Below are 17,654 nucleotides of genomic sequence, written 5' to 3'. Positions count from 1 at the left end.
GAGGCAAATTAAATCAGTTCAACCGCAATTGCAGTTGCTTCACCGCCACCAATACACAGTGCTGCGACACCTTTTTTACCGCCAGTGCGTTTTAAGGCATGAATCAGCGTCACAATAATACGTGAACCTGATGAACCTAGTGGGTGACCAAGTGAGCAAGCACCACCATGAATGTTCACTTTTGCTTCATCTAAGTTAAATCCATCAATCGCCAGCATTGTAACCATGGCAAATGCTTCATTGACTTCCCACAGGTCAACTTCTTGTGCATCCCAACCGGCTTGTGCAAGTACTTTCTCAATAGCACCGACTGGAGCAATCGTGAACTCTGACGGATGCTGTGAATTTGTAGCATAAGCAACGACTTTTGCCAGTGGTGTTAAACCACGTGCTTGAGCCGTTTCTTCTGATGTAACCACCAAAGCAGATGCACCGTCAGAAATTGAGCTGGCATTGGCAGCTGTGATCGTGCCGTCTTTTTTGAATGCAGGACGCAGTGTTGGGATTTTTTCAGGCTTAGCACTTAATGGCTGTTCATCTGTGTCAACAACGACGTCACCTTTACGGCTTTTAACAGTAACTGGCACGATTTCATTTTTGAAGAAACCGCCTTGAATCGCTGCAACGGCTTTATTGAGTGAGTTGATGGCAAAAGCATCCTGCTGTTCACGGGTATAGCCTTTTTTATCTGCCATATCTTGTGCCAGAATACCCATCGATAAACCTGTCTCAGCATCTTCTAAGCCTTCTTGGAACATGTGGTCTGTGGTTTTACCATGACCCATACGATAGCCTGAACGCGCTTTTTCAAGTAAATATGGCGCATTTGACATCGACTCCATACCACCTGCAACCACAATATTGGCCGAACCGGCTTTAATCGCATCAGCTGCTTGCATCACTGCCTTCATGCCTGAACCACAAATTTTATTAATCGTGGTGGCACCCGTTGTATCTGGTAAGCCTGCTTGACGCATCGCTTGGCGTGCAGGACCTTGTTTAAGACCAGCCGGTAATACACAGCCAAAAATAACTTCGTCAATATCTGTAGGTTCTAAACCTGCACGTGCAACAACAGCTTGAATCGCTGCAGCACCTAAGTCTGGGGCTGTACAAGATGAAAGTGAACCCTGAAAACCACCCATCGCTGTACGTACGCCATCTACAATTACAATCATTTCTTATTTCATCCTGTTTTAAATCTTTTAACCCCAAGGAACCATGACTGGTTCCTCAGATTTTCCATCTTAATGTTTTTCACAGTGGTTTCGATGAAACCTTAAGATTGAGCGGTGAAGTATTCTTCAGATAGCTGCATGATAAGTTCAGAACCTGCTTTAATACGTTGAGCACGGGCAGCAAGGTCAGGTAGAACTTTCTCAACATAGAAATCTGCGAGTACCAATTTGTTTTGGTAGAAGCTCTCTGGTTTTGCAGCCGCAGCTTTGCTAATACGTGCAAACATATAAACGAAGCTGAGTAAACCAACAGCGTGCAGGTAATCGACTGCCACCGAACTGCTAAAGTCTGGGGTGGTCTTAGATTGTTCTACAATGAATTGCGTTAATGCTTCAACTTCGTCAGAAACTTGCAATGCTGCAGATTTAACTTTTGAATCAGCCATGGTTGCAGCAAAATCACGAATTTCAGCAATGTATTCGGCAATAAATGCACCATTACATTTCGTGGTTTTGCGTCCAATTAAATCAATCGCTTGTACGCCATTTGTGCCTTCGTAAATCTGCGAAATACGTAAGTCACGAATGCATTGCTCCATGCCCCATTCACGGATATAGCCATGACCACCAAAGCACATTTGCGCTTCTAAAGTAGCTTGTAGGGCTGTATCTGTTAGGTAGGCTTTTGCAATAGGTGTCAATAAAGCCACGCGGTCATTGGCTTTTTTCACAGCAGCTTCGTCAGTTGAATATTTTGTAATATCCAGTTGCTGGCCAACATACACAGCAAATGCACGAGATGCTTCGTTGTTGGCGCGTACATTCAACAACATACGACGTACATCACCATGTACTAAAATAGAGTCTGCTGGTTTTTCAGGAGATTTCACACCTGTCGCAGAACGACCTTGTAGACGATCAGTCGCATACTGTGCAGCATTTTGGTAAGCAAATTCTGCAGCGCCAATCCCTTGGATACCCATCGATAAACGTTCATAGTTCATCATGACAAACATCGCCGCAAGACCTTCGTTTTCTTTACCAACGATATAACCTTTGGCACCATCAAAGTTCATAACACACGTTGCAGAACCTTTAATACCCATCTTGTGTTCAATTGAACCCGCTGAAACAGCATTACGTTCACCGACTGAGCCATCGGCATTGACATGGAATTTTGGAACGATAAACAATGAAATACCACGTGAACCCGCAGGTGCATTTGGCGTTTTTGCTAACACAAGATGGATGATGTTTTCACACAGATCATGTTCACCACTAGTGATGAAAATTTTCGTGCCTGTAATATTAAATGAACCATCTTCATTCGGCTCTGCTTTGGTTTTAATGATCCCCAAATCAGTCCCTGAATGTGGTTCAGTTAAACACATAGTGCCTGACCATTCACCCGTATAAAATTTTGGAAGATAGGTTTCTTTTTGCTCTTGCGAAGCACGGTCATTAATCGCCATACCTGCACCCACAGTCAGTAGTGGATACAACATAAATGATGGATTGGTACTCCAAATCATTTCGTCAGCAAGTACTGTCAACATTTTCGGCATGTTTTGGCCGCCCCATTCTTCAGAAGCGCCTAAACCAACCCAGCCACCTTCAGCGAATTGTTTAAAAGCGTCTTTAAACCCTGTAGGCGTAGTAACAACACCATTACTAAACTGCGCACCACCTTCTTCATCTGCAGTACGGTTCAAGTCTAGAATAACGTTTTTAGAAAACTTAGCCATTTCTTCTAAAATGGCATTTGCAGTCGCCATATCAATATGAGCTAAGTTTTCATTTGACTGCCAGAACTCATCTGCATTGAATACATCATTTAAGATGAAGTCCATGTCCTTTAACGGCGCATTGTATATTGGCATTGTACTTTCCTTTTCTACAGGCTTTGTCAGCGTCTTTGACAAAGTACTTTTTTTAAAGTTGCACGCTCCCGCACAAAATCATCAAATCAATTTTGTGTGGATTTTTTAAAGATCTGTTTTTTCAGATAGATATCTAAAAAGAATATAGATAACGTGTTTTTACCGACAAGTGGAAAATAACCACCTGATATTTTGAGCAGCATTATTTTATTACAATTAAATAAATTTATTGAATTGACTAAATTTATAATTGGTAATTGATTAAAACCAAACATAATAGTACCTATAATCATGTTTAATTTAGATTGTATTAATAACATAACAACCAAGACCGTTTTGTTAAATGCTGCTTTTGTTGTAAAAGCGAAAAGACAATAAATTAAAAAAAATAAAAATGGAATTTTATTTCAAAAAAATGACCTCAAGGGTTCAGTTTTATTGACATTAATTTTATGCTATGAATTCTATATGTTTTACGCACTCTACTAATGTGTTTATTTTTAAACCAATTTATGTAATATTTGAGACCATAGTGGAATGTAAGATTCACAAGATTTAGCTTAAGCTAGGCTTGTTCACCCTCAAGATGTTTATGGAACAGTTATCATGAGTTCAGTACGCCAACAAAATTTTATCCTTCGCAAGGAAAAAATTTTAGCCATGGCAGAAACCCTGCTATTAGATAATAATCAAGACATCACCTTAAGTGAGTTAGCTTGTGAACTAGATATTGCCAAAGGCACGATTTATAAACATTTTAAAAGTAAAAACCAATTATATTTAGAACTGATTATCTTAAATGAAAAACGATTATTAGAAATTTCAAAAAAATATAATCATGATATTAAAACTTATGTTTCACAATATATGCTTTATAATATGTTGAATTCTAATAGAACTATATTATTACATGTCATTGAAGAACGCTTAACCAATAATGAACGTAAATTAAAAGAGTTATTTGAAGAGCTCTATCGTGTTCGTGAAGAACGTATTATTGAAATTAAGGATATGACCAGTGATTATCTAAAATCACTTGAAAGCGCAATGTCGATACGTGATTATTTATCTTATATTTGGACGGTCACTTATGGTGCATCCCTACTCCTCAATTCAACGCATTATCAAAAATCAATCGGTTCACGTGAACGCTTAATCAAGCTATATATTAATCAGGCGCTGATGACGCCAGATAAAATTTCAGCCGTATAGAATTGATTTATAAATAAAAAAGCCGAACAATTGTTCGGCTTTTTTTTCATTAAACAATATCTAGGTTATGCAATCACAGGTGGGAAGCCATCTTCGGTTAAAGCGCTAATCAATTGCTCTGCACTGGCACTAGATTCAACGTCAACTAATTTTGTAGCTACATCAATAGTGACCGTTGCATTTTCGTCTAAGTCTTTAATCGTTGCTGTTACGCTACGGGCACAACCACCGCATGTCATATTATCAATACGAAATTTCATGATATTCATCCTTCTTTTCTAATAACAACACTATAAACCTTGCCACGATTGTAAGGTCAAGCGGATTTAAATCTTTGCTGTATGGCAGCACTCAGCCATGCCCGTTTCGATTTGATTTAAAATCGTACAATCGGCTTGATCATTACCGGCACAGCCATCTACAGATTGTTGCAAGATCTCAACCATGGCCTGTAAGTCTGCGATTTTTTGATTTAAGGTCTGGATATGTTTTAACGCCAATGCTTTAACTTCTACACTTTGCCGACTTTGATTTTTCCAAAGCCCAAGTAAATCTTTCATTTGTTCAGAAGAAAAACCTAAATCACGCGCATGTCTTAAGAAACTCAAGGTTTTAATATCGGCTTCCGAGTAAACTCGATAGCCGGCATCGGTGCGCTGTGCATTATTTAACAGCCCAATCGATTCATAATAACGGATCATTTTTGCAGAAATGCCCGAAGCTTTCGCTGCTTGTCCAATATTCATCTCAAGACTCCTGAAAAACTGGCCCTTTAAATGCTTTTAAACGTAAGGCATTTGACACAACAAACACCGATGAAAGTGCCATTGCACCTGCGGCGAACATAGGTGAAAGCAATATGCCAAAGAATGGATATAACACACCTGCAGCGACAGGAATCAATGCTGCATTGTAAATAAATGCCCAAAATAGGTTTTGGCGAATATTATTCATCGTCGCAGTACTCAGTGCGATCGCCGTCGGTACCATTTGTAAATTACCCGACATAAGCACAACGTCCGCGGCCTCTATCGCCACATCTGTCCCTGTACCAATTGCCATGCCCACATCTGCTTGTGCAAGTGCAGGCGCATCATTAATACCATCGCCGACAAAACATACGACACCATGTTCTTTTTGCAATTGTTGTACAGATTGCACTTTTTGATCTGGCATCACTTCAGCGATCACATGATCAATTTTCAACTGTCGTGCTATGGCAGAAGCGGTATGTCGGTTGTCGCCTGTAATCATGGCCACTTTCAGCCCTAAATCATGCAAAGCTTGAATGGCTGCGAAGGTTGTGGCTTTGATCGGGTCGGCAACAGCAACAATGGCAGCAAGCTGTTGATCGATCGATACATAGAGCGGGGTTTTCCCTTCATTGCCCATGCGTTCCGCCAGTGATGAAAAGATTTGTGTATCTAAACCAAGTTTATGCATCAAATGATCTGCACCGATAAAAATGCTTTGTCCTTCAACAACGGCCTGAATCCCAGCACCAGTCACGGAATCAAAATGCTCAACCTCTAAAAGTTGCACTTGCATCTCTTTTGCAGCTTGAACAATGGCATATGCAATCGGATGCTCAGATTTCTGCTCTACAGAGACCAATAACTGAAATACGCGATCTTTATCAAAAGCTTCAGTGACTTCAAAATCTGTCAGTTTCGGTTTACCTTCCGTCAATGTCCCTGTTTTATCGACTGCAACCACTTGAGTATTTTTGAGTTGTTGTAAGGCTTCACCTTTACGGAACAATACTCCAAGTTCTGCACCTCGCCCTGTACCGACCATAATAGATGTTGGCGTTGCCAAACCCATTGCACATGGACATGCGATGATCAGAACTGCGACAGCATTGACTAAGGCATAGGTTAAACTCGGTTCAGGTCCTACAACATACCAAACTAAAAAGGTGATCAAGGCCAACGCCATCACCACCGGTACAAACCATAACGTGACTTTATCCACCAAAGCTTGAATCGGTAATTTTGAACCCTGAGCTTGTTCGACCATATGGATAATTTGTGCCAAAACAGAATCTTGACCTACCGCAGTGGCTTGTATTTTCAATGCCCCATTTTGGTTAATCGTACCACCGACAACTTCATCACCGGCTTTTTTCTCGACAGGAATTGGCTCGCCACTGATCATGGATTCATCAATATAACTGTTCCCAGACACTACAGCACCATCGACTGGGCAACGTTCACCAGGCCGAATTTCAATCAACATACCTGTTTTAACATCACTAATCGGCAAATCTATAAAGGTACCAGATTGCTCTACACGTGCTGTTTTGGGTTGCATGCCGACTAAGTATTGAATAGCTTGCGATGTTTTACCTTTGGCTTTCGCCTCCATAAAACGACCCAAAAGAATCAACGCCACAATTACTGCGGCTGCTTCAAAGTACACATGAACCGTACCTTGCGGTAATAATTGCGGAGCAAATGTTGCAACACAAGAAAAACTATAAGCAGATAAAGTCCCGACTGCGACCAAAGAATTCATATCCGGGGCAAGTCGCGCAAGTGCTGGTATGCCGTGCTGATAAAAGCGTCTTCCGGGTAGGATTAACACCAAAGTGGTTAATATAAACTGAATATACCAACTATTTTGTGTCCCTAAATTATGCGCAATAAAATGATGAAACGCTGGAATCATGTGTGATCCCATCTCCAAGATAAAAACAGGAACAGCGAGTACCAATGCGATGATTAAATCACGTTTGAGTAACCGAGCTTCATCGGCTTTTTTTTCTGCCATTGTCGGTTGTAGTTGTGTAGCAACGGTCGCACTGTATCCCGCTTTTTTAACTGCCGCGATCAATTCCTGTGTTTTTGAAACTGGCGCCTGAACAAAAGCTTTTTCACTGGCTAAATTTACAGTTGCTTTATTGACACCATCAACAGCATTTAAGGCTTTTTCGACTCGTGCTACACATGAAGCACAGGTCATACCGTCAATATTTAATTCAATATTGGGCTGTGCAATATGAAAACCTGCTTTTTCTACGGACTTCGCCAATGCAGAATTTTCAACAGATGCCAATACCGTAATCGTGGCTTTTTCAGTTGCCAAATTCACTTGTGCATCTATGACTTCTGGAACTGTCTTTAATGCTTTTTCAACACGTGCAACACACGATGCGCAAGTCATCCCTTCAATTTCAAGTTCAATCTGCTTTTGTGCAACGCCAAAACCTGCCTTTTCAACGGCCTGAATTACAGCAGGATAATCCACATTTTTATCACTCTGAACATGTGCTGTTTCAGTGGCTAAATTCACTTGAGCATCAGTGATGCCATCGACTTTTTTTAAGGCTTTTTCCACCCGTGCCACACAAGAAGCACAGGTCATCCCTTCAATAGCAAGTGTGCCATCAAAAAGTTTGCGTTCTGTCGAATCTGTCATGGCAACACCCCAATTATATGTGCTTGTTTTAGGCTATAGCTTAAACTTTACCACAATTGGAAGGTCAAGTTTTTCTGACTCACAGCAAGGCTTTTCTTTAAGGTATAAAGAATTGCGAAGATTTAAAAACATAATCAATAATATTGAATAATGATTATTCAATTATTTTGTTTTTCTGATATTAAAACTACACATTTCCTCATTATTCAGTAAGATAGAGATTCGTGACCACCAAACGAATTACTCTCTTTCGCATGTACAAACTGTCGAACATTTGCTTTAACTGCGCATATTTGTGTGCTTTTTTATTTTTAATTTTAAGTTGGAGTCTAGATCATATTGATGTTTGGCTCACTCAAGTGGTTATCCCTGCTGTCACGATATGCATACTCTTAGGCTTCCTGTTTAAATACATCGCTAGAAAGTTAGGACATGAACCGCCTAAACGAAAAATTAAACAACAAAATCCCAAAAACGATGATCAAGACGCGGCTTAAGACACGTACAAATAGCAAAATCATCAATAAAAAAGCCCATTCAATTGAATGGGCTTTTTTTCATGTCAGAATTATTAGTCAGCACTAATATCTTCAAATAAAACTGAAGAAAGGTAACGTTCACCACCATCCGGTAAAATGACCACAATGGTTTTGCCTGCATTCTCAGGACGTGCAGCAAGTTTTGCCGCCGCAGCCATAGCAGCACCGCTAGAGATACCCACTAAAATACCGTCATGAGTTGCCGTTTTACGCGCCCACTCAATTGCTTCAGCACTTTCAATACCGATCACTTCATCAACAAGGTCTAGATCTAAGTTACCCGGAATAAAGTTAGCGCCAATCCCTTGAATTTTGTGTGGCCCAGGAGTAAGTGTTTCGCCTTTTTTCGCTTGGGCAATAATCGGAGATTCAGCAGGTTCTACCGCAACAGAATAAAGCGGCTGATTTTTCACTTTTTCAAAATAACTTGAAATGCCAGAAATCGTACCACCTGTACCTACGCCCGATACTAAAATATCCACTTTACCACCAGTTGCTTCCCAAATTTCTGGGCCAGTGGTCAATTCATGAATTTTAGGGTTTGCAGGGTTTTCAAACTGTTGTGGTAAATAATACGTTTCAGGATGTTCGGCAACGAGGCGCTGTGCTTCTTCGACTGCACCTTTCATGCCTTTAGCAGGTTCAGTCAATACGAGATTTGCACCAAAAGATTTCAACACCTTACGGCGTTCGATACTCATACTTGCTGGCATGGTTAATGTAATTGCATAACCTTTCGCTGCTGCAACAAATGCCAAAGCAATGCCTGTATTGCCACTTGTAGGTTCTACAATATGCATACCCGGTTTTAATAAACCTTTTTCTTCTGCATCTGCAATGAGAGCTGCACCTACACGACATTTCACTGAAAATGCTGGGTTACGGCTTTCAACTTTAGCCAAGACCGTTGCTTCTGACTGAATCGCACGATTAATACGAACTAAAGGTGTATTACCAATCGCTTCAGCGTTATTACTATATACTGCGATACCTAAATTACTCGTTGCTGGAAAAGCTGAATCTGTTGTCATGACTATTTATCCCTTGTGTATTTATTGAATACGATCTTTAGATGATACAATTATTTTCAAAGTGTGCATGATTTTTTAAGCTAATGTCTTATATTTATGTGCATTTTGTGAAAGCTTGCACTAAAATCAAGCAATAAATTTAACTGATTAACTAAATTTAAACTTATAAAAATTAATGATATTTGATTTCATAAAAAACCATAGAAATTGTCTTATTTATTCAATGTATTAAGCTGTGATATCCGTATACTTGAGCTGTTGTTAATCGTATGGACATATCCAATGAATACCGATCTGGAAATCACTACTATGCGTGATTCTGCCGAATTAGTCGTGGGCGTTTTAAAGTCGCTGGCAAATACGGATCGTCTACTAATTTTATGTCATCTAGCACAGCAAGAATTGAATGTGTCTCAGATTGAAGAAATCACTGATATTAAACAGCCAACCCTCTCACAACAATTAATGATGTTACGTAAAAGTGATGTTGTGACCACGCGTCGTGATGGTAAGCAAATTTATTATTCAATTAAAGATGCAAATTTAGTTCAAGTTCTCAATACTCTTTACCAATTGTATTGCAACCAATCTTATAAATAACACTCAGTTATTTTAAAATTTCAAGCCAGACATGCTGTTCTTGCACTACTACAGATGAATTATCGCAATGGACAGCAATTCAATACCTTAATTTACCGCAATACTTCTTCAAAATATCTATATCTATTTCGAATATCCAAAGCTTTAAATCAGCTCATACTTTTCATTAATTCATTTAGAATGATGGTTTCTTATATATCCCACAAATGTACTGCAATATTGTACGGTCAAAATTTATTGCACAAGACTTCTTAGCATTTTTTATGCATAATATATATGAAATTGTGATTTAGATAATTTTATGTCAGATTTAAAACCTCATTTCTTACAGAAATTTCCTGCTTGGCAGTGGTTACAGCACTACAGCACTGTGAAATTTAAATCTGATGTACTTGCTTCGCTGATCGTGATTGCCATGTTAGTCCCTCAAGGTATGGCGTATTCCATGCTGGCAGGTTTACCCCCAATCATGGGTTTATATGCCAGTATTTTACCGATGATTGTCTACGCACTCATTGGTGGAAGCTCAACCTTATCGATTGGCCCTGTGGCAATCATTTCGATGATGACTTTCGCCACGCTCAATCCGCTATTTGAAGTTGGTTCGCCTGTTTATATTGAAGCCGCTACACTTTTGGCCTTAATGGTCGGCCTGATTTCTCTGATGCTAGGTGTACTACGTTTTGGTTTTTTAATTCAGCTGATCAGTCATCCTGTCATTAAAAGCTTCATTATTGCTTCGGCTCTGCTCATTGCACTAGGTCAGTTTAAGTTTCTCGTCGATGTCCCGCTAAAAGCCAACAACATCCCTGAGTTTGTTTTAAGTCTGTGGGAATACCTGAGTTTGACTCACTTTGCTTCACTCATCTTTGGTGTGCTGGCCATACTGTTTTTAATCTATGTGCCGAAAATATTGGCCACTCAATCGATCCAATCTAGATTCGGCTCTACTGCCTTTCTAAGTAAAGCACTTCCATTGATACTCGTGGTGATCTCAATTGCATCGGTGATGTTATTTGACCTGCAAAATGTCGGCATTAAAACCGTCGGTGAAATTCCTTCAGGATTTCCACCCTTAAGCTTTCCACATTGGAACTGGGAATTGGTACAAACCTTACTGCCCGGTGCAACAATGATTGCCATGATCAGTTTTGTTGAGTCACTGTCTATCGCCCAAGCCACTGCCTTACAACAACGCAGCCAACTCAATAGTAACCAAGAGTTGATCGCTTTAGGTTTAGCCAATCTAAGCGCAGGTGTTAGCTCTGCCTTTCCTGTGACAGGTAGCTTATCGCGTACAGTGGTTAATGCAGATGCAGGTGCAAAAACACCGATGGCTGGCGTGTTGTCGTCATTGCTGATTATCGTTGTCAGTCTCTACTTCACTGGTTTTTTCCAAGACTTACCTTTAGTGATCTTGGCGGCCACGATTATTGTTTCTATTTGGAAATTAGTCGACTTTAAACCTTTTGTGGATACATGGCGTTATTCAAAAGCTGATGGTATAGCGATGTGGGTGACCTTTTTCGGTGTGGTGTGTATCGATATTTCTACAGGTCTCATTATTGGCATCATTTCTACCTTTATTCTGTTGTTATGGCGCATCAGTCGTCCACATATTGCGGTGATCGGTTTAGTCGAGGGCACACAGCACTTCCGCAATGTACAGCGCCATCATGTCTATACCGCACCACATATTCTCTCGCTCCGTATAGATGAAAATATCTCGTTTTTAAATGCCAATACGCTTAAAGGTTTCCTGATCAATGAAGTCAGTGAAAATATTGACCTAGAACATGTTGTTATCAACTGCTCAAGCGTCAGTTCAATTGACCTCAGTGCCTTAGAAATGTTGGAAGATTTAAATGCTGAATTATCAAAATTAGATATTCGACTGCATTTTTCCGAGGTCAAAGGCCCTGTCATGGACAAATTGCAGCACTCAAAACTACTCACGCATTTGAGTGGTAAAATTTTTCTCACCCACTATCAAGCCGTTACAGAGCTTGCGACAGCCAGTTCTGAGTACCAAATTTAAAGGCCTATTAGCTCACTGTTTAATCAATGCGAATTTGATAAACAGTGAGTTTTGAAGGGTTCACATTTTAATACACAAAAATAGATTATAAAAAACAAAGGTTTATTTTTAAATTAAATTATTTTTTAAGCATTCGACATTTTCGTATAAAATACAGGGCTAATTTTCATCATTTTGTCATTGTAATTCTGACAAGGCTCTCCTATGTTTTCAGCATTTACACGCTTGAGTTTAGTAACCCGAATTATTATCGCCATTATTTTAGGTGTATTGGTTGCTGTTGTTGTTCCAGGCGTTGCACCCTATTTAAGTTTGCTTGGTGATTTATTCATTAAGGCATTGAAATCCGTAGCACCGATACTGGTCTTTGTACTTGTGCTGTCATCCATTGCAAATTTCAAAGTGGGTAGCAGTAATGCATACATTAAACCAATTATATTGATGTACGCTTTGGGTATGTTCTTGGCAGCGCTTAGTGCCGTGATTGTCAGTATCGTATTCCCAAGTACATTAATTTTGGATGTTGCTGCGGAAAATCTTGTTCCGCCAGGCAGTCTTGCTGAAATCTTTAAAAACTTATTATTAAGTTTTGTCGCAAACCCTGTTACAGCCATTTCTGAAGCAAATTTCATTGGGATCTTGGCTTGGGCTGTTGCCTTGGGTATTGCATTTCGCCATGCATCAGATACCACCAAAGTTTTCTTATCCGATGCTGCTGATGCGGTGAATAAAGTAATCCGTTTAGTGATTAACTTTGCACCTGTCGGTATCTTTGGTTTGGTTGCTGTTACATTTGCCGACTCAGGTTTGAAAACACTGATCAGCTATGCACACTTACTTGCGGTCTTAATTGGTACCATGTTCTTTGTTGCCTTGGTCATCAATCCACTAATGGTGGCATTTATGACCCGCTCAAATCCGTTCCCATTGGTTTTCCAATGTTTACGTGAAAGTGGTATCACTGCATTCTTTACGCGTAGTTCTGCTGCAAACATTCCTGTAAACCTTGACCTTGCGAAGCGTCTTGGTGTCCCTGAATCTACTGCAAGTGTTGCGATTCCGCTTGGCGCTGCGATTAACATGGCAGGCGCATCAGTGACAATTACTGTACTTACCTTAGCAACAGTGAATACTTTAGGTATTTCGGTTGATTTCACCACTATGTTGATTTTATCAGTCGTTGCTACCGTTTCTGCATGTGGTGCTTCAGGTGTGGCTGGTGGTTCATTATTACTTATTCCAGTGGCTTGTGGCCTGTTTGGTATTTCAAGCGATATCGCGATGCAAGTTGTAGCCATTGGTATGGTTATTAGCGTACTCCAAGATTCAACTGAAACCGCTTTAAACTCTTCGACTGACGTATTATTTACAGCTGCAGTAGACCGTGGTTTAAGATAATATCCTGATATTGGATACTTTTTAAGGCGAGGCCATGCCTTTACAGACTTTACCGCTTTGGATACAACTGGGTGCTTTTTTCCTCGCAGTGAATGCGGGAATGATTAATGTACTTGGACTGGTGACCATCTTGCACCAGTCAGTATCTCACATGACCGGTAATGTCAGTATGTTAGCCATGGCCTTCATTGCATGGCAGCCAAATACGATTATTTATTTGATTTTAGTCTTACTCTGTTATGTGCTTGGCTCATTTTATAGTGGGCTTATTCTTGGAAATAGTCACTTTAGCTTAACCAGACGTTATGGCGTCCCATTAAGCTTGGTGGCTTTTTTTATTGTCCTGTGTTGGCTACTATTGCCCTATTTTCCACGTTACGCTTTGCTTTGGGCATGTGTGGCTATGGGTGTACAAAATGCAATGGTTAGCCACTATAAAGGTACCATTATTCGTACCACACACCTTTCTGGTGTTTTGACGGACTTAGGTTTGGCTTTGGGTTATAAAGCCCGTGGACTTCCGGTTGAGTCTAAACGTGTGGTCTTACATTTATTAATTTTGGCGGGATTTATCGTTGGTGGCATACTTGCCAGTTGGCTTTATCCTTATTTAAAATTAAACGCATTCCTGATTCCTGCCGCACTCAGTTTAGTCATGAGCGCAGTATATTGGATCATCTATTTTCATTATCGACATATACACGATTAGTTGGAACGTATTATGGTTAAAAATGCATTACAGGCGCAACTGCTTAAAGCAGGTCTGGTCGATAATAAAAAGGCAAAAAAATTGTCTAAACAAGCCATACATGAAAAACGTACTGGTGAAAGTAAAGATGCTGAAATCAAGGCGAAAATTGAGCAAGATCAGCAGCAGAAAATGGCCAAAGATCATGCTTTAGAGCAAGATCGTAAAGCAGTTTTGCAAGAAAAAGAATTAAAAGCTGCCATCATGCAAATGATTAATCAGCATAAAATTCGTGATACCGATGGCGAATCGACCTATCAATTTATCGATGATGCCAAAATCAAAAAGCTTTATATCAATCAGCAAATTTATAATGCCCTTGTTGCGGGTAGTCTTGTTATTGCACGTGAAAATAGCAACTATGCTTTTTTACCAAAAGAATTAGCCGACCGTATTAATGCGAAAATGGAAGGCTTTATTATTGTAAATAATTCTGAAGTGAATGAGCAAACCACGGATGAAGAAGATCCATATGCAGCTTATGTAATTCCTGATGATTTAATGTGGTAAGCATTTCATATCACTAATGAAGCTCCCAATTAGGGAGCTTTTTTTAGCTCAACATTTATCTATTTTGCTTCATCAATTAGGTTATACCTTCAAAAAATCATTTTTAGCACAAAATAAGTAACATTATGGACTATACATGTCGTAACTCCGTAAAGTTTACGAGTATAAAATTGCTTATATAATCATCATAATTACAATAGTTTGATCATTAAACCTTTCATTTACTTCAATAAGAGTAGGATAATTTTGGAAAAATTTCAGTTCATTAAAAATATTCAAGATTGGTCAGATCAATACCCTTGGTTAGAAATGCTGACATCGCTCAGTCTCATTATTATTTTTGCCATCATTGCAAATTTTATCGCCAAGCAAATTGTGGTACGCGGTATTCGAAAGCTCGTATCTAAAATGGCCTTTAGCCATAGTCAAATTTTGTCAGAACATAGTGTGATTAAACGCTTTGCTAACATTGTTCCAGCAATTGTGATCTTAAATGGCATAACTACAGTCCCACATTTATCTGTGAAATTTACTTCAATCGTACAGATGGCTTGTCAGGCTTTTATCTTCTTGACCATTGCTTTGGCAATTTCTGAATTACTGAATATTTTTAATCTGATTTACCAACGTAATCCAAAATCTAGAAACAAACCGATTAAAGGCTATTTGCAGTTGGTCAAATTGATCATTTTTTTGGTGTGTGGCTGATGATTTTAGGTACTTTCCTGAAAAAAGATGTATTTACATTACTCGCAGGCTTTGGTGCTATGGCGGCCGTGCTTATGTTGGTTTTTCAGAACACCATTTTGTCACTGGTGGCTTCGGTACAAATTTCTTCTTATGATATGGTGCGAATTGGTGACTGGATTGAGATGCCGTCGCTTAATGCAGATGGCGATGTCATTGATATGTCATTACATACCATTACCGTGCAGAACTTTGATAAGACCTTTACCACGATTCCAACCAATAAACTGGTGACTGACACCTTTAAAAACTGGCGTGGTATGGCTCAGTCAGGTGTTCGTCGTATCAAACGCTCACTTTATATTGATCAAAGCTCTATTCATTTCATGACACAGGATGAGCAAAACAAACTCAAAGAATTTTTATTATTAGATCAATATCTTGATCATAAGCATGAAGAGCTTGCTCAGTTTAATCAGCAACTTTCAAATCAATCGAAATATAATCAGCGCCGTTTAACCAATCTTGGGACCTTTCGTGCCTATGTAGAATTCTACTTACAACAGCATTCAGGCATTGCCCAACACCAAACGATTTTGGTGCGTCAGTTACAACCCACGAGTGAAGGCATACCTTTAGAGATTTATGCTTTTAGTAAAACAATTGCATGGAAAGATTATGAAGCGATTCAATCTGATATCTTTGACCATCTGATTGCAATCACACCTGAGTTTGGTCTTAAAATCTATCAAGCTCCTTCTAGTGCCGATTTTAAAGACCTCGTTCAACCAAATGCCGATAAAAGTTAAGAGCTAAACTTTCCTCTCCCCATGTATATTCAAAGAAGAAATTCTGCAAATTAAAAAAGTCACAATGGCTTTTGAATATACATGGGGCTATCGGTTACCCCCCTCTACTTCCGCAATTACTTTAGATCATGCGATACAAGGAATAAAAGCGAATCAGATAAATGCGCTAATCGCTCAATTCCTTAAAAATATAATTCATCCGAAACAGCTAAAATAATTAAAAAAATCAGAACAAATACGATACAAATGTAGACATTTTTAGATACTATTTGTTAACAGTTGCATAAAAACGCTTCTAAAATAGGAACTTGATCATGGAAGGCCCCAATCAACCTTCTCGGAAATCAGTTAAAAACGAATCACAATTACTCATAGAATCGATGAATCGCACTTCTGCCAAACATACGCTCATACAGGCAGAAGCATGTGACTTAGAGAATCGTGTCCGTATTGAGCGTGCTTTATCCGACCCGATTGCACGTATTCCGGCACAGTTTAAAAATGCTTATTACAAGTTTTTGTACTATAACCAGAAAGACTATTTAAAACAGGTCAACTATTTCGCTCAGTTGGCCTTTTTAATCTATTTTTGGGCAGATCGCTATGTGCTGCCAGACGTAGAAATGCTTTCAGGTGTGATTCGTATCATTGCCATTATTGGTGCATTTAGCCTGAACTATGTTCTGTTTAAATATATCAAACAGATTAAATTGCTCGATTTAATATTACCACTAGCGACTTGCCTTTCTGCAATCCTCTGGTTTGAGATATTACTTCAGTCGAAAAATGAACTGGTTCATAGCTATCAATATGCCGCCATTATTTTGATCGTATTGGGTAATTTAAGTATTCATGTGCATTTTCGCCCTTCGATCATCACCTCTGCCATGATCTCGGCAGCGATCCTTTTTGGCGCATGGCGCATTAATGATTTTGGTGATTTTACAATATTTTTATTGGTGTACGTTCCTGTGCTGCTGTTCAGTATGTATATCTGCTGGAACTCTACGCTCAACTCTCGTAAAACGTTTCTAAGAGCGCTGCTAGATGACTGGAACTTTCATACCCTGCGCAAAATTGCCCATACGGATGAATTAACCCAGTTAAGCAATCGTCGCCAATTTGTACATGCTGCAAATAAAAAAATCCAAGAAACCCCAATGACGGTCTGTACCAGTCTTTTGATTTTTGATGTCGATCATTTTAAAGCGATTAATGATCAATACGGACATGATGTCGGCGATCAAGTGTTATGCCAAATTGCTGAAATTGCACGGAAAGAAATGCGTTTTTACGATATATTGGCGCGTTTCGGGGGTGAAGAATTTATTGTACTTTTGCCTTATACAGTCCCAGAAGATGCATTAAAAATTGCTGAACGGTTAAGACATAAAATGGAACAACATCAGTTTCATATGGATGGTCTATTGGTGAAATTTTCGATCTCCATTGGTGTTTCCAAAATTGACCCTGACCACGCCAAACTTGATCAGTTAATTAAACAGGCCGATATTGCTCTATACGAAGCAAAACGCCAAGGTCGTAATCGGGTTGTACATTTTAATTCTATGAACTTTTGCAGCCAAGCTTTTAAGTAAATAAAC

General features: G+C 39.4%; 13 protein-coding genes and 2 pseudogenes. 8 read left to right on the top strand and 7 right to left on the bottom strand.

Going from position 1 to position 17,654, the window contains the following annotated elements; translation table 11 throughout:
* Positions 1-8: 8 nt before the first annotated feature.
* Complete coding sequence (locus AVJ20_RS05005) at positions 9-1,178, bottom strand: thiolase family protein (protein ID WP_078193795.1); 1,170 nt, start codon at positions 1,176-1,178, stop codon at positions 9-11.
* A 101-nt stretch (positions 1,179-1,279) separates the two neighbouring features.
* Positions 1,280-3,058: an acyl-CoA dehydrogenase C-terminal domain-containing protein gene (locus AVJ20_RS05000; protein ID WP_111884373.1), complete on the bottom strand. Its 1,779-nt coding sequence runs from the start codon at positions 3,056-3,058 to the stop codon at positions 1,280-1,282.
* 606 nt (positions 3,059-3,664) lie between these two features.
* Here AVJ20_RS05000 and AVJ20_RS04990 point away from each other — a divergent pair.
* A complete protein-coding gene (locus tag AVJ20_RS04990; RefSeq protein ID WP_078190941.1) occupies positions 3,665-4,270 on the top strand; it encodes a TetR/AcrR family transcriptional regulator in 606 nt (201 codons plus the stop codon).
* Positions 4,271-4,335: 65 nt separating this feature from the next.
* On the opposite strand, the gene AVJ20_RS04985 is transcribed toward AVJ20_RS04990, so the two are convergent.
* The 5 genes and pseudogenes from AVJ20_RS04985 to cysK form a co-directional block, all read right to left on the bottom strand.
* The gene (locus AVJ20_RS04985; RefSeq protein WP_078190942.1) at positions 4,336-4,530 is read right to left on the bottom strand and encodes a heavy-metal-associated domain-containing protein; all 195 of its coding nucleotides are present in this window, start codon (positions 4,528-4,530) and stop codon (positions 4,336-4,338) included.
* 66 nt (positions 4,531-4,596) lie between these two features.
* Positions 4,597-5,016 carry a Cu(I)-responsive transcriptional regulator gene (cueR, locus tag AVJ20_RS04980; protein WP_111884371.1) on the bottom strand — a complete coding sequence of 140 codons (420 nt, stop codon included), beginning with the start codon at positions 5,014-5,016 and terminating at the stop codon, positions 4,597-4,599.
* Position 5,017: 1 nt separating this feature from the next.
* The gene (locus AVJ20_RS04975; protein WP_416240536.1) at positions 5,018-7,456 is read right to left on the bottom strand and encodes a heavy metal translocating P-type ATPase; all 2,439 of its coding nucleotides are present in this window, start codon (positions 7,454-7,456) and stop codon (positions 5,018-5,020) included.
* Between the two features lie 72 nt (positions 7,457-7,528).
* Positions 7,529-7,636 (bottom strand): annotated as a pseudogene (locus tag AVJ20_RS18980) (cation transporter); the annotation flags it as partial.
* 625 nt (positions 7,637-8,261) lie between these two features.
* Positions 8,262-9,260 (bottom strand): cysteine synthase A, encoded by a 999-nt coding sequence (cysK, locus tag AVJ20_RS04965; RefSeq protein WP_111884368.1) that lies wholly within the window; start codon positions 9,258-9,260, stop codon positions 8,262-8,264.
* Between the two features lie 282 nt (positions 9,261-9,542).
* Here cysK and AVJ20_RS04960 point away from each other — a divergent pair, with 282 nt between their 5' ends.
* From AVJ20_RS04960 to AVJ20_RS04930, 7 genes and pseudogenes are all read left to right on the top strand, one after another.
* Entirely contained in the window at positions 9,543-9,860 is a 318-nt protein-coding gene (locus tag AVJ20_RS04960) for an ArsR/SmtB family transcription factor (protein WP_078193801.1), read from the top strand.
* 301 nt (positions 9,861-10,161) lie between these two features.
* Complete coding sequence (locus AVJ20_RS04955; RefSeq protein WP_111884367.1) at positions 10,162-11,898, top strand: SulP family inorganic anion transporter; 1,737 nt, start codon at positions 10,162-10,164, stop codon at positions 11,896-11,898.
* Positions 11,899-12,102: 204 nt separating this feature from the next.
* Positions 12,103-13,296: a serine/threonine transporter SstT gene (gene sstT, locus AVJ20_RS04950; protein WP_111884366.1), complete on the top strand. Its 1,194-nt coding sequence runs from the start codon at positions 12,103-12,105 to the stop codon at positions 13,294-13,296.
* A gap of 34 nt (positions 13,297-13,330) precedes the next feature.
* Positions 13,331-14,005: a YoaK family protein gene (locus AVJ20_RS04945; protein WP_111884365.1), complete on the top strand. Its 675-nt coding sequence runs from the start codon at positions 13,331-13,333 to the stop codon at positions 14,003-14,005.
* Positions 14,006-14,017: 12 nt separating this feature from the next.
* Positions 14,018-14,554 carry a DUF2058 domain-containing protein gene (locus AVJ20_RS04940; RefSeq protein ID WP_078193805.1) on the top strand — a complete coding sequence of 179 codons (537 nt, stop codon included), beginning with the start codon at positions 14,018-14,020 and terminating at the stop codon, positions 14,552-14,554.
* A 246-nt stretch (positions 14,555-14,800) separates the two neighbouring features.
* Positions 14,801-16,050: pseudogene (locus tag AVJ20_RS04935) on the top strand (mechanosensitive ion channel family protein).
* Between the two features lie 314 nt (positions 16,051-16,364).
* Positions 16,365-17,648: a GGDEF domain-containing protein gene (locus tag AVJ20_RS04930; protein WP_228157158.1), complete on the top strand. Its 1,284-nt coding sequence runs from the start codon at positions 16,365-16,367 to the stop codon at positions 17,646-17,648.
* Positions 17,649-17,654: the final 6 nt, after the last annotated feature.

Source organism: Acinetobacter sp. CFCC 11171 (assembly GCF_003268405.1).
In the GTDB taxonomy this organism is placed as follows: Bacteria; Pseudomonadota; Gammaproteobacteria; order Pseudomonadales; family Moraxellaceae; genus Acinetobacter; species Acinetobacter amyesii.
This window is presented reverse-complemented; position numbering and strand designations above follow the sequence as displayed.

Bases quoted from the DNA above. Each gene is read 5' to 3' on its own strand.
- AVJ20_RS04940 (WP_078193805.1), top strand. From the start codon at position 14,018: ATGGTTAAAAATGCATTACAGGCGCAACTGCTTAAAGCAGGTCTGGTC.
- AVJ20_RS04945 (WP_111884365.1), top strand. From the start codon at position 13,331: ATGCCTTTACAGACTTTACCGCTTTGGATACAACTGGGTGCTTTTTTC.
- AVJ20_RS04960 (WP_078193801.1), top strand. From the start codon at position 9,543: ATGAATACCGATCTGGAAATCACTACTATGCGTGATTCTGCCGAATTA.
- AVJ20_RS05000 (WP_111884373.1), bottom strand. From the start codon at position 3,058: ATGCCAATATACAATGCGCCGTTAAAGGACATGGACTTCATCTTAAAT.
- AVJ20_RS04985 (WP_078190942.1), bottom strand. From the start codon at position 4,530: ATGAAATTTCGTATTGATAATATGACATGCGGTGGTTGTGCCCGTAGC.
- cueR (WP_111884371.1), bottom strand. From the start codon at position 5,016: ATGAATATTGGACAAGCAGCGAAAGCTTCGGGCATTTCTGCAAAAATG.
- AVJ20_RS05005 (WP_078193795.1), bottom strand. From the start codon at position 1,178: ATGATTGTAATTGTAGATGGCGTACGTACAGCGATGGGTGGTTTTCAG.
- cysK (WP_111884368.1), bottom strand. From the start codon at position 9,260: ATGACAACAGATTCAGCTTTTCCAGCAACGAGTAATTTAGGTATCGCA.
- sstT (WP_111884366.1), top strand. From the start codon at position 12,103: ATGTTTTCAGCATTTACACGCTTGAGTTTAGTAACCCGAATTATTATC.
- AVJ20_RS04930 (WP_228157158.1), top strand. From the start codon at position 16,365: ATGGAAGGCCCCAATCAACCTTCTCGGAAATCAGTTAAAAACGAATCA.
- AVJ20_RS04990 (WP_078190941.1), top strand. From the start codon at position 3,665: ATGAGTTCAGTACGCCAACAAAATTTTATCCTTCGCAAGGAAAAAATT.
- AVJ20_RS04955 (WP_111884367.1), top strand. From the start codon at position 10,162: ATGTCAGATTTAAAACCTCATTTCTTACAGAAATTTCCTGCTTGGCAG.